Annotated in this window: 11 protein-coding genes; 6 read left to right on the top strand and 5 right to left on the bottom strand. The window is 43.9% G+C overall.

Going from position 1 to position 12,125, the window contains the following annotated elements:
- Nucleotides 1-83: 83 nt before the first annotated feature.
- The gene (locus BUB99_RS10185) at nt 84-833 is read right to left on the bottom strand and encodes a DeoR/GlpR family DNA-binding transcription regulator (protein ID WP_073122154.1); all 750 of its coding nucleotides are present in this window, start codon (nt 831-833) and stop codon (nt 84-86) included.
- A 107-nt stretch (nt 834-940) separates the two neighbouring features.
- Here BUB99_RS10185 and BUB99_RS10190 point away from each other — a divergent pair, with 107 nt between their 5' ends.
- Nucleotides 941-2,122, top strand: coding sequence for an exo-beta-N-acetylmuramidase NamZ family protein (locus BUB99_RS10190; RefSeq protein ID WP_073122155.1), 1,182 nt, complete (start codon nt 941-943; stop codon nt 2,120-2,122).
- Nucleotides 2,123-2,161: 39 nt separating this feature from the next.
- Here BUB99_RS10190 and BUB99_RS10195 read toward each other — a convergent pair whose 3' ends face one another.
- Nucleotides 2,162-2,500 (bottom strand): tRNA-binding protein, encoded by a 339-nt coding sequence (locus tag BUB99_RS10195; RefSeq protein WP_073122157.1) that lies wholly within the window; start codon nt 2,498-2,500, stop codon nt 2,162-2,164.
- Between the two features lie 100 nt (nt 2,501-2,600).
- Between BUB99_RS10195 and tpx the strand changes: the two genes are divergently transcribed.
- Nucleotides 2,601-3,098 carry a thiol peroxidase gene (tpx, locus tag BUB99_RS10200; RefSeq protein WP_073122159.1) on the top strand — a complete coding sequence of 166 codons (498 nt, stop codon included), beginning with the start codon at nt 2,601-2,603 and terminating at the stop codon, nt 3,096-3,098.
- Nucleotides 3,099-3,314: 216 nt separating this feature from the next.
- Here the strand turns inward: tpx and BUB99_RS10205 are convergent, their stop codons facing one another.
- Nucleotides 3,315-5,921: a WG repeat-containing protein gene (locus tag BUB99_RS10205; RefSeq protein ID WP_170863776.1), complete on the bottom strand. Its 2,607-nt coding sequence runs from the start codon at nt 5,919-5,921 to the stop codon at nt 3,315-3,317.
- 104 nt (nt 5,922-6,025) lie between these two features.
- Here BUB99_RS10205 and BUB99_RS10210 point away from each other — a divergent pair, with 104 nt between their 5' ends.
- The 3 genes from BUB99_RS10210 to BUB99_RS10220 all read left to right on the top strand — a co-directional run bounded on the left by BUB99_RS10210 (nt 6,026) and on the right by BUB99_RS10220 (nt 8,311).
- Entirely contained in the window at nt 6,026-6,649 is a 624-nt protein-coding gene (locus BUB99_RS10210) for a class I SAM-dependent methyltransferase (RefSeq protein WP_073122163.1), read from the top strand.
- Nucleotides 6,650-6,738: 89 nt separating this feature from the next.
- Nucleotides 6,739-7,656, top strand: a complete 918-nt coding sequence (locus tag BUB99_RS10215; protein WP_073122165.1) for a DUF6089 family protein — start codon at nt 6,739-6,741, stop codon at nt 7,654-7,656.
- Entirely contained in the window at nt 7,649-8,311 is a 663-nt protein-coding gene (locus tag BUB99_RS10220; protein WP_073122166.1) for a DUF4159 domain-containing protein, read from the top strand. Before BUB99_RS10215 ends, BUB99_RS10220 begins: the two co-directional genes overlap by 8 nt.
- 20 nt (nt 8,312-8,331) lie before the next feature.
- Here the strand turns inward: BUB99_RS10220 and BUB99_RS10225 are convergent, their stop codons facing one another.
- Complete coding sequence (locus BUB99_RS10225) at nt 8,332-9,276, bottom strand: aldose epimerase family protein (protein ID WP_073122168.1); 945 nt, start codon at nt 9,274-9,276, stop codon at nt 8,332-8,334.
- A 115-nt stretch (nt 9,277-9,391) separates the two neighbouring features.
- The gene (locus tag BUB99_RS10230; RefSeq protein WP_073122170.1) at nt 9,392-10,624 is read right to left on the bottom strand and encodes a tetratricopeptide repeat protein; all 1,233 of its coding nucleotides are present in this window, start codon (nt 10,622-10,624) and stop codon (nt 9,392-9,394) included.
- A gap of 182 nt (nt 10,625-10,806) precedes the next feature.
- Between BUB99_RS10230 and tyrS the strand changes: the two genes are divergently transcribed.
- The gene (gene tyrS, locus BUB99_RS10235) at nt 10,807-12,093 is read left to right on the top strand and encodes a tyrosine--tRNA ligase (RefSeq protein WP_216011054.1); all 1,287 of its coding nucleotides are present in this window, start codon (nt 10,807-10,809) and stop codon (nt 12,091-12,093) included.
- The last annotated feature ends 32 nt before the right edge of the window (nt 12,094-12,125 follow it).

Raw genomic sequence — 12,125 nt, forward strand, 5'->3', positions numbered from 1 at the left:
CATAGAAAGTCCGTGTTTCAATTTTGAACAAAGTGAAACAGTATTTTTTTCAAGACATAAACAACTGTATTACATACAGTTAATTATATCACTTGTATACCTCTTGACCTATAACCAGCTAATTTCCCATCGTATGAATCCACCTCTGTAATCAGTGTATGTATGGACTCTAAACCGCTAACTCTAAATCGTTGCTTGGTATCGATCTTTTCTGAAGTTGACATGACCACCACTTGATCCGAAACAGCAATAATGGCTTTTTTCAACTGAGACACTTCCCAATCGATCTCCATTAGCCCCGTATTCATATCAATACCACTAGCCCCTAAAAAGCACTTGTCAGCTCTAATCTTTGAGATATACTGAATCATATCTAGACCAATCGTCACCTGTGCACTCTTCATCAGCTTACCTCCAAACAAGATCACATCAATTTTCGGATGTTCCGATAATCTCATTGCGATCGGCAAACTGTAGGTAAACACTGTCACACCTAAATCAGGAGGCATAAGACTGACCAATTCGAAATTGGTCGTTCCTCCACCGATAATTAGTACGTCATTGTCTTCGATCAACTCCAGTGCCTTTTCAGCCATCACTAATTTCTTGTCATGGTCAAAAATCTCTTCCTCTTGATAAGAGTAAACCTTTTGAGAGGTATTTAGCGCTCCACCATGGATTTTTAGTAACTTACCTTCATTGGCTAGTTCCTTGAGGTCACGTCGAATTGTATCCTCTGACACGTTCAGCCGAACACTGAGGTCAGTAGAATATACCTTTTTCTCCTCCCTAAGCAATTTCAATATCTGATCTTGCCTTTCTCGTTTTAGCATATTTGCATCTTTTTTGCATGTATAATACCCAAATGTAACATTTATTTGCATATAAATGCAATGCATAGTTTAGATTTACACTAACAAGGGCAAAAACATATCATATTATGGTAAAAACTGGTTTAGATATATTGAGCAGCAACAAAACTGCACAACAAGACATCAAAGGAAATATTGGTTACTTATGCCATGCTGCCTCTATCGACACTAACATTCAGCACGGTATAGACGTCTTGCAATCTATCTTTGGCGAACGACTGACCAAGTTATTCTCTCCTCAACATGGACTATCTGCTGACGTGCAGGATAACATGGTAGAATCAGATCACTTTGAGCATTCGCATTATCATCTACCCGTCTACAGCCTCTACTCCGAAACACGCAAACCTACCCCATCGATGCTCGACAACTTAGACCATGTCATCATCGACCTGCAAGATGTAGGCACTAGAATTTACACCTACATCTACACGATGATCTATATGATGGAAGCCTGTGGAGAATTAGGTATTCCTGTGACGGTTTTGGATAGACCTAACCCTATCGATACAGTTCATGTAGAGGGCAATGTTCTTGATATGCAGTATCGTTCATTTATCGGTCGCTACCCAATGCCCATGAGACATGGGTTGACCATAGGAGAAGTAGCACAGATGGCTACCACACACTGGGATGTCAAATGCGAATTAAACGTCATTAAGATGACTGGATATGATCGCCAAATGAGCTTTTTCGATACAGGTCTACCATGGGTTCTTCCATCGCCTAACCTTCCCACAGTAGATGGGGCATACATTTTTCCTGGATCGGTACTGTTTGAAGGAACTAACATCTCGGAAGGGCGTGGCACATCCAGAGGTCTCGAAATCATTGGACATCCTGATATCAAACATTTTGACCTGCTAAAAACATTAACCCCCATGTTTAGAGAAGCGAAACTAGAAGGCTTTGTACTCAGACCCGTTACGTTCATACCCACCTTTCAAAAACACCATGGTATACCTTGCCAAGGCTATCAGGTTCATGTAACAGATCTTCAAACATTCGAACCATGGAAGGTTGGTCAGATTCTATGCAAAGCATTTTATCATCACCTTGGACAGGCATTCCAATGGAAGCAACCGCCCTATGAGTATGAGTATAACCTACTGCCCATCGACATCCTGAATGGCACAGACCAAGTGAGACAATGGATAGAGTCCAATGGGAGCCTCTCCAAACTGGAAGAACTCGACATGATAGGTAGAGGAGACTATCTGAAACAGCGTGACCAGATTTTGATCTATTAGTCTTGGCGGCAATGTTTTACACAGAGGATTTCTAGACCACTATGCTATTCTAAGGCCATTATCCACCTCACGCTCAGGCTGAATCAAGGTCACCTGTCCCTCCTCTCCTACTGCTCCCAGCACTAAGCATTCGCTCATAAAATTGGCAATCTGCTTTGGCGGGAAATTAACTACGGCGAGTATCTGCTTACCGATGAGTGATTCAGGTTCATACAGTTTAGTGATCTGCGCAGAGGTCTTTTTCTGTCCCAGTACACCAAAATCTATCGTCAGTTTATAAGCAGGCTTAATCGCCTCCTCAAACATCTCAGCTCTGACAATCACTCCAACTCTAATATCTACTTTCTGAAAATCACTCCAACTTAAATCCTGATTCACGACATTTTTTTGATCAAAACTAGCAAGAAGTCAAAACATATCTCCATCCATCGGGGTATGCATTAGTATATTTACCTATTATCAATCAAGAAACAGAAACATGTCAACGATTACATTAAAAGGAAACGAAATTCACACGTCTGGTCAATTACCTGCTACAGGTTCAACGGCGCCAGAGTTCACTTTGGTTAAAGGAGATCTCTCAGAGGCTAAGTTAGCTGACTTTGCGGGACAGAAGCTCATCCTCAACATCTTCCCAAGTGTAGATACAGGCACTTGTGCTACTTCGGTCAGGACATTCAATGAAAAGGCTGCCAAACTAGACAACACCAAAGTACTTTGCATCTCTAGAGACCTTCCATTCGCACAAGGCAGATTTTGCGGAGCAGAAGGAATCGAAAACGTGGTAATGCTGTCTGATTTCAGAGATGGAGCATTCGGCAAGAGTTACAACCTAGATATCATCGATGGTCCTTTACAAGGACTACACTCACGTAGCATCGTCGTAGTAGACGAAAGTGGAAAAGTAGTCTACACAGAACAAGTCGCTGAGACTACCGAAGAACCCAACTACGAGCAAGCACTCGCAGCACTATAAATTCACAATGTATTATTATAGAAATAACATAGGCATTGTGGAATAGGTTTGGAAAAACTATTAGCTTCCAGTTATCAAACTGGAGGCTATTTCTCATCCTTGGTTTGAGTTGTAACTGAAACGATTTTATTTAAATGATATCGTTCCATCGAGATCTTTTCAAAATTACAACCAGCAGCATTTGGAGTTAGAGGAGAGAAAAATTAATGAGTTGGACTAGTCATCACAGACGATTAGTTCATACTCATTACCTCTATACGCTTCTGATCTGATTTTATTCCCCGTGGCATCATAATACACGACTACATAGAAATCTCCCTCTGGAAATACCCGCTCAGCAAAGTATACATTCTGCTGTAAACTCCCGACATTGTAGATATCGTTGAAAACTGCGGGGATGATTAGCCCTCTCTCAGCATGATAGACCCCATATTTGTTATCTATCCGAACCTCTATGGTTTTGACCGAACTGGAGTCACTAAAATACTGATAACCGTCGATACCGCTCACATATACCTCATCACTATAGATCGCCCTTACCTCCCATTGTCCATTGCGATGAGCTAGCACAGCACTATCAGTCCAATACTCGATCTGGTCGTAAACACCATCAATACGCTGCTGATTATCTATCCCTAACAAACCATAGCCATCTTCCTCTTTCACAACGAACAACGCTTCATTGTAGCGTCTAAATTTCTCTTGAAATCCAATGGTAAGCAACTGTCTTTTATTGAAATCAAATGCTCCGAATTCACCATCCAGCAGTACATGAGACACACCATCTTTTGCCTCACTAATTGCATCATAGTTTACCTTCATAATGAGTTTACCTTTGGCATCTACAGCACCATACTTATTTCCCTCCTTGACGGAAAACACGCCATCTGCAACAAAGCCTATCTCATCATAATCACAGCGAAACTGTAACACGCCATCTTTATACAGGTACAGTATCCCGTCACGACGTATCACCAGATAATGTACTTCAGTCCTGCGGCTAGAACTCACGGTTTGTAGATACTCTCCTTCCTCCACCTCTACGACTTTCTTATTCGGGAAGATAGCCGTACCTCTCTCTCCACTAAATACAATCGCTATATCATCCCCTATCAGCTTCAGCGAATCAATATTTAAAATCGGTTCGTCATCCATGCTCTTATTATGCACAGACCAAGCTCCTTTCGCATTTAGTCCTATCCACTCGTAATTTTGCAATATATCATCATAGATCAATTCGGAATAGTGTCCAAACTTTTTGTCATATACATAGTACCCAGCCTCTACCCGAAAGACCCAAGTTTCATAAAGCGTATTGATACTAATCGTGGCTTCTGGCGAAACGACTTGCAGACCGCCATTGATCAAGAACTCATGATCTGCCGTATAGCCTACTATATAATCTTCGTTGATCAATTCTACCTCCTCGTAGGCAAGTTCGATCTCTCTTTGGTCATGGAGTATTTCGTCCAGACTAGTCACACCAAAAACACCATCTACTTCGACCACCCAAAAGGATCCTTCGAGATAGATATCATCATAGGCGGGTTCCAAAAACACTTGACCCGTAATTCCCGCCAAACCCTTTTTACCATCCTGTTGAAACACGATCAGTCTATCATCCAGCACATCAATCTTTTCATAGACATTGGGTAGAATCAAATCTCCTGTGAGTGTAATCGCTCCCTCTTTCCCCTCTTTGATCACCGCCAATATCCCGTTTCCCAGATCACGATAGCTATCTAACGCACCTTCATAAATAACCGTCCCCGCACGATTGATCAGCTGATATAGCCCATTTTGTTTTACCTCCAGAACTTCTTCCTCTACACCGCCGCACAAATATGAAAAACTTATATCTTCATAAGGACCTCCCAAAAAAGCGCTGCCCTCCAGATCAAAAAATGCATACTTACCCTCCTTGTAAAATGGATAAAGCACAACCGCATTCAGCGCCTCTAATGCTGCAACAGAATCCATGAAGTGATGATATACCGTTCGGTTAAAGGAAGCCAATTGATCCGCATCTATCCCTCCCGAATGATAGAGCAACCCAAGTGCTTTTTGGGTTAGTCGAGGGTTTTGGTAGTGGTTGACAAAATCCATAATATCTTCGGCTAACAAGCCCGCAACTTTCTTTTGATAGATCATGGTCTCTACCTCATCACGATACGGAGTATCTGGAAAATCGACTAAAAACTGTTCTAAATCCGCTAGTTGGTTGGATCGTGTTTTCTCCTCGAACACCAGTCGATCAAAACGCTCTTTGGCCTCCGCATACTGTGCAGCCTCAGGGTATCGCAACACAAAATCCTGATAAGCCTCCCACGTCCCTTCCTTCACAATGACTCGAAATTGGAGTTCATTCCGACGAGACTTAGCCAAGCCTAACTCCTCAGCATTAGGGTAGTGATTGATAAAAAACGCATACGCTTCAATTTCATCTACAGCTACTGCTCGTTGATAAGCCAGACTGTCAATATACATTTTCAGCACTGAGAATGATTCCTCCGTCACATCGGACTTATCCATCTCATCACTATGATCTTCCGTACGGTCTGGCAACATGTTCATCCCCGCTAGGATGTAATCATGCGCTGTATCTAGGTCACCCTGTTCGTTGCTCGGTGCGACATAGAACTTAGCGTAGGCATAGGAGACCAGTGGGTTCAGACTATCTACATCATAAGACCGAATCAGATATTCCTTCGCCTTTTCATAGTCTTCCTTTTCAATGGCACGGAGTGCTTGTTTGGACCGATCTGCCAGCAAGACATGCGCCATGCATAGCAGCAATAAGAGGATATATTTACTTTTATTCAAAAAATACAGCATTGGTTGTCATGCGAAATTAATCAATTCAATTTTAGAGCAACGACAAGTCATAGATAGGATTCCTCCATTATTTTTGAATCAAATATCAATCCATGACCATACAACAGCTCAACAAGGAATTAGGCAATATAGACCTCTACCTTTTAGATCAAATCCTCAAAGCCAATATACCACCCACTGTGCGGGTATTAGATGCAGGCTGTGGAGAAGGTCGAAACCTGATCTATTTCCTCAACAATGGCTACAATGTACACGGGATAGACCAAAATCCTGATGCGATTCGCATGCTACAGTTCATCGCAGGCAGCAACTATCCCGATCAACCCAAAGGAAACTTCATAGAAGGTCAAATCCACGACATGCCCTATCCTGACCAATGTTTCGACTTGGTCATCAGCAGTGCTGTACTGCACTTCTCTCCAGACACCGCTACTTTTTGGGCGGGGGTCAAAGAGATGACACGCGTCCTCAGACCTGGAGGTATGCTATTCATCCGTATGACAGCCATCATGGGGCTGGAGGATGTTATCAGCCCACAAGGAGAGCAGCATGCGCTACCCGATGGCAGTGTTCGTTTCCTCATCACCGAGAGCATTATCGAGCAACTCCAAAATGACTATAACTATAGCCCTATAGAAGCTACCAAATCTGTACTCGTCGACAGAAAGCGATGCATGACAACCTTGGTTTTGAGAAAAAACCAAATCGAACTGTAATCTTGGCAACAATAATTCGTAATATTACTACCTCTTCAAACAGCAACTATTGCGTGTATACCATACTTTTGAAGGGTTAAAAAAATTATATGCTTCGCACGAGTCTATTTGTTATTTTCTTCCTTTCCGCCTTTGCAAGCCAGTCCCAAAACTTCTTTGACTGGCGCTATCACGATCGGTATTTCTCGGTATTCGCTGGGACGGGATGGACAGGCTACTTAGGAGACTTGACCAATGGATCACCCCTTACCTCTGGCCTATCACATTTCAACGTAGGTGCAGAAGCGCGTCTCTACTCCAAAATTGCGGTTCGTGCCCAATATGCCACCTACAAACTAGAAGGCTCAGACCGTAACGCCGCAGACAGCTCCTACAACAGGCAGCGCAACCTCTCCTTTCATTCTCAAAACCATGAGTGGCAACTACAGATGGTCTACTATCTGTTCAAGTACAAAGGAAAATACTACAAACGCAGAGTCTATGAACCCTACATCGCCATAGGTGGAGGACAAACTTTCTTCAACCCAAAAGCAGATTTGACCAACTCAGAAGGCAAATCCACCACCTACACACTACGCGACTACCAAACCGAAACCGAAAGCTACAAGGGCTGGGCATGGATCATTCCCGTCAATATCGGTGTAAAACTAGTGATCACTGAATTCATCAACTTAGGCGTAGACGTTGGCTATAGGTATGCATTCACAGGTCATCTGGATGATGTGTACGGTGACTATGCTAATCCCAACGGTGACGGACAGGGCTATCCCGACGGCACGATCGATGCATCTCTCAGTAATCGTAAATTCGAAGACAATGTCTACATCATCAACCAAGACGCGTTTGATGAAATGATTCCTGGACAGCAACGTGGCAATGGGAAACTCGATTCTTACTTTCTGATGAATGTCAACCTAGAGGTTTACCTCCCAAAAGATGTATTCAAATCAAAAAAAGGAAGAGGCAGAAAAGGCAAAATACTTGGCAAACGGGGTGCGTATGATTGATCACAAACTACGAAACATACTGATGGTACTGCTGATCTCCTGCAGTAGCGCATTTGCGCAAAACAAAATACAGATTGCCAAAGTCAAATACGACGGAGGGGGAGACTGGTATGGCAATAAGACCGCACTACCCAACCTAGCCACTTTCTGCAATCAGCGACTTCATACCAACCTAGATCCAGAAGATGCAGTGGTAGAGGTCGGTAGTCCAAATTTATTTTTGTACCCTTATGTCTACTTGACGGGGCATGGCAATGTAGTCTTCTCACCCAATGACGCCAGTAATCTGCGCAACTATCTCATAGCAGGAGGTTTTTTGCACATCGATGACAACTATGGTTTGGATCAATTCATCCGACTCGAAATGAAGAAAGTCTTTCCTAATCTAGCATTCGTAGAGCTGCCGCATGACCACCCGATATACCGACAGCTATACCAGTTCCCTGGAGGTCTACCCAAAATCCACGAACATGATGGCAAACCTGCACAAGGGTTCGGTCTGATCTACGAAGGACGATTGGTCTGTTTCTACTCCTATGAATCCGATCTCGGCAATGGCTGGGAGGATCAAATCATCTACAACGATCCCGCCAACAAAAGAGAAGAAGCACTGCGCATGGGCGCCAACATCATTAGTTACGCTTTCTCTGAGTAACTAATAACGCTGGCTAAATTTTATTGAGTCTTCAATACTTTGATTCCAAAGCCTAACTCCCACTTCTCATTTGGCTTTAAAACGACTAAGCTTTCCCCTGTATTGAAGGCATTCGGAGGACACGTCACAGGCTCTACAGCCAGTGTCTTGCGCGAATCAGGCGAATAGATTTGACAGTACCCATACTCTTTCTCTTGAAACAATTGTACCTTCATCTCATTCGATGGGTCTGTCATTGACACTACAAAAGGCACATTGGTATCCGTCACTTGAAAGCAATCATCTAAAGCCATATCGACTAGCTCCTGACCTGACTCGAAACCATGTGTGTCCGAAACGGCATTGCCTGCAAGGGAAAAGATACGCTTGGCAGCTCCCATCTCTAATGTCAACTGCCCTACACCATTGTCGAACTGAAAGTAAGGATGCCATCCGTCACCTATCGGCATGCTGCCTTGCCCTATATTCTCTATCGACGTGTCGAAACGTGTACCTTCCTTTCCGAACGAAATCGTGACAGTCATCGCGTAAGCAAATGGATAACCTTGATCGGTACCGAGGTATTGATAGCGAAGTACCAACTGACAGTTGTCAGAGCCATCCACCGTATCTACCACCTCAAAGGGTCTGCAGTGCAACAATGCGTGCAGGTTATTGTTGCGATCGATTTCATTGACTATCATCTGGTAATCCTCACCCTCAAAACTGTATTGCCCAGCAGTCAGTCGATTAGGAAACGGTGAAAGCTTAGAGCCTTTGAAGGCTGAATGATGGGTACGCATCACCTCTTCCTCGCTGCGGTATCCATCTATGATAGACACCAAATCTCCTTTGCCGTTCTCGACCACTAAATCATTGATCCCTGCTCCAAAACCCGACAATACCTCCAAATACTCGCCAGTTGCTGTGTTCGTCAAACGATAGGCTTCAAACCTACCGATTGGCGCTTTTTTTACTTCGTACATGCTTTGTGTTTTAATACCCGTACCTAATACGTTTTATATCTACTGATAGCGAATATATCATATTGAGTGGAATGCAACCTAGATACCCGATAGAAATTGAATCCAGATGCAACATTTAGAAGCAAACCTTATCCATCGGTTTTTCTGCTCGCTCTTCTCCTAACTCTATCGCCTTACGAAAAGTCTTGCAAGCCTCATCATCCTGGCTATCCTTCATATAAGCCAATCCCATATTGTAGAATACTGACGCGTCTGGTCCTGCATTGTCTAGAAACCTTTGATAATACTTGATCGCATAGCCATAGTCTCCTAGCTCCTGCTGCGCATTGCCGATGAGCACAAAGTTCCTCAGCAGTGAATTATCCGCATAGATGGATGAATTAAAATCTTTGATAGCCGACTCATACTTTCCCAGTTTGGATTTAACAATCCCACGATTCATCAGGTCACTGGCATTGTCAGCCTTGATGAGCAAAGCAGAATCATAGTCCAACAGGGCCGCTTCATACTGCCCTTTCTGAAAGCGCTCAAATGCCCGTTTGGAGTATACCTTGGCAAAATCCCCCTTACCAAACAATATCTGATTGATCTCATCACGTTCGTCTTCATCTACGAGGAAGCTTAGATTATATAGTGCATTGCGGTGATGCGGATTGATCTTGAGTGCACGACGATAGTCTGCTATCGCACCTGTTTTGTCTCCACGATCCAACCGGTACATCCCCCGACTCACATAATAGTTCGGGTCGAAACCATTCAACTCGATCGCCGCATCAAAATCCAACATCGCTGGCGTATTGTACCCTAGCTTTTCATAGGTCATCGCACGATGAATATAGACATCCGCCTTCATTTCCTCCATCGTAGAGATTCCTGATAGTTTGACCTCTCCATCTTCCTCATAGGACACGCCTTTAAAAATCACCGCACGCGTCTCGATGGTCTCCATGTTGTCGATCAGGAAAGTGAAATCAGACGCTGCCTGCTTGTAGTTCTTTCTGTTATAGTAGATCAAAGCTCGCTTAAACACCGAAGCATAGTTCATAAGGTCTACTTTGCGAGCGGACTCAAAATCAATCAAAGCACCGACCTCATCCCCTTCCAGTTCTTTGGCCTGTCCTCTGGAAATATAATAGTCTGACTGGCGACTGTCCAACTGGATCGCACTATCGTAGTAGATCACGCCTAGCTCATATCTGGCTTGGAGCACCGCTTCGTTCGCTTGTTGATAGTATCGGGCAGCAGCGGCCTCCTTTTCTGCTCGGCTCGAATAAGAATCTTGCCCCTGACCTAGGGCTATAAAAGATGTGAGAAATGTTAAAATCGTTAGCGTTAGTTTTAGCTGCATATCATGGCTTTAGTTATGTTAGATAGCTGGTCACAGTAGATTTTAACGCCCAAAATACGGATTACAGATTGAATAATTTATTTTTTGGCTTAATTAAAAATCCTTATCCAATCCTATTTTTTACTTCTATCTTTGTCAGTTCAAAATCTCAAGAATACTTACAGAATATTATTAGAATAATGATAAAAGACTTTGTAGCAGAACTGACGTGGAGAGGCATGATACACGATAAGATGCCTGGGGTACAAGAGCAAATGAATAAAGAAATGGTGTCTGCCTATATTGGATTTGACCCGACGGCTGATTCGCTACACATCGGACACTTGGTACAGATCATGACGCTCGTACATCTACAGAGATCAGGACACAAGCCACTAGCACTGGTCGGTGGTGCGACAGGCATGGTCGGTGACCCATCTGGCAAGTCTGCTGAAAGAAACCTGCTGTCCGAGGACATCCTCAATCACAACCTGGCAAGTGTCAAAAAACAACTAGAGCAGTTCTTGGATTTTGACTGTGGGGACAACTCTGCCGAGATGGTCAACAACTACGACTGGTTCAAGGATTTCAACTTCCTTGACTTCATCCGTGATGTAGGCAAACACATCTCTGTCAACTACATGCTCGCCAAAGACTCTGTCAAAACAAGACTAGAGACAGGCATGTCTTTCACCGAGTTCACCTACCAACTGGTGCAGGGCTATGACTTCTACTGGCTCAACCAAAACAAAAACTGCAAAGTACAACTGGGCGGGTCTGACCAGTGGGGCAATATCGTCACCGGTACCGAACTGATCCGAAGAAAAGCACAAGGCGAAGCATGGGCGATCACTACGCCACTCATCCGCAAGGCAGACGGAACTAAGTTTGGTAAGACGGCTGGTGGCAATGTATGGCTGGACAAGGACAGAACGTCTCCGTACGAGTTTTACCAATACTGGCTCAACTCATCGGACGAAGATTCAGAAAATTACATCAAGATCTTTACCCTCAAAGAGAAAGAAGAGATTGACAACTTGATCGCAGAGCATAAGGAAGCGCCACACCTCAGAATACTCCAAAAAGCAGTCGCCGAGGACATCACGGTCAGAGTACATTCTCAAGAGGATCTGGAGATGGCCATCAAAGCATCCAGCATCCTATTCGGCAAGTCAACTGCTGAGGATCTGGCTTCTCTGGACGAAAAAACACTGCTGTCTGTATTCGAAGGCGTACCACAGGCTACCATCAGCCAAGCGGACTATGCGGCGCTAGAAAACGTGACCGACTTACTATCCGAAGGCAGCGATGGCGTAGTATTCCCCTCCAAAGGAGAGGCGCGACGCATGATCAAAGGCGGTGGTGTCAGCATCAACAAAACCAAAGTAGAATCTGCGGATCAAGCGGTTGACTTCAGTCTACTCAATGACAAATACCTGCTTGCACAGAAGGGCAAGAAAAACTACTACCTGATCACTGTCGCGTCCTAATAGACGCGTAGATTGGGGCGTTTGGGAATCCA

It is taken from the genome of Reichenbachiella agariperforans (assembly GCF_900142205.1).
GTDB classification, from domain to species: Bacteria; Bacteroidota; Bacteroidia; order Cytophagales; family Cyclobacteriaceae; genus Reichenbachiella; species Reichenbachiella agariperforans.

What these genes read in the sequence shown, in the direction of transcription:
- BUB99_RS10185 (WP_073122154.1), bottom strand. Translation starts at nt 833, where the DNA reads ATGCTAAAACGAGAAAGGCAAGATCAGATATTGAAATTGCTTAGGGAG.
- BUB99_RS10230 (WP_073122170.1), bottom strand. Translation starts at nt 10,624, where the DNA reads ATGCAGCTAAAACTAACGCTAACGATTTTAACATTTCTCACATCTTTT.
- BUB99_RS10190 (WP_073122155.1), top strand. Translation starts at nt 941, where the DNA reads ATGGTAAAAACTGGTTTAGATATATTGAGCAGCAACAAAACTGCACAA.
- tpx (WP_073122159.1), top strand. Translation starts at nt 2,601, where the DNA reads ATGTCAACGATTACATTAAAAGGAAACGAAATTCACACGTCTGGTCAA.
- BUB99_RS10220 (WP_073122166.1), top strand. Translation starts at nt 7,649, where the DNA reads ATGATTGATCACAAACTACGAAACATACTGATGGTACTGCTGATCTCC.
- BUB99_RS10225 (WP_073122168.1), bottom strand. Translation starts at nt 9,276, where the DNA reads ATGTACGAAGTAAAAAAAGCGCCAATCGGTAGGTTTGAAGCCTATCGT.
- BUB99_RS10210 (WP_073122163.1), top strand. Translation starts at nt 6,026, where the DNA reads ATGACCATACAACAGCTCAACAAGGAATTAGGCAATATAGACCTCTAC.
- BUB99_RS10215 (WP_073122165.1), top strand. Translation starts at nt 6,739, where the DNA reads ATGCTTCGCACGAGTCTATTTGTTATTTTCTTCCTTTCCGCCTTTGCA.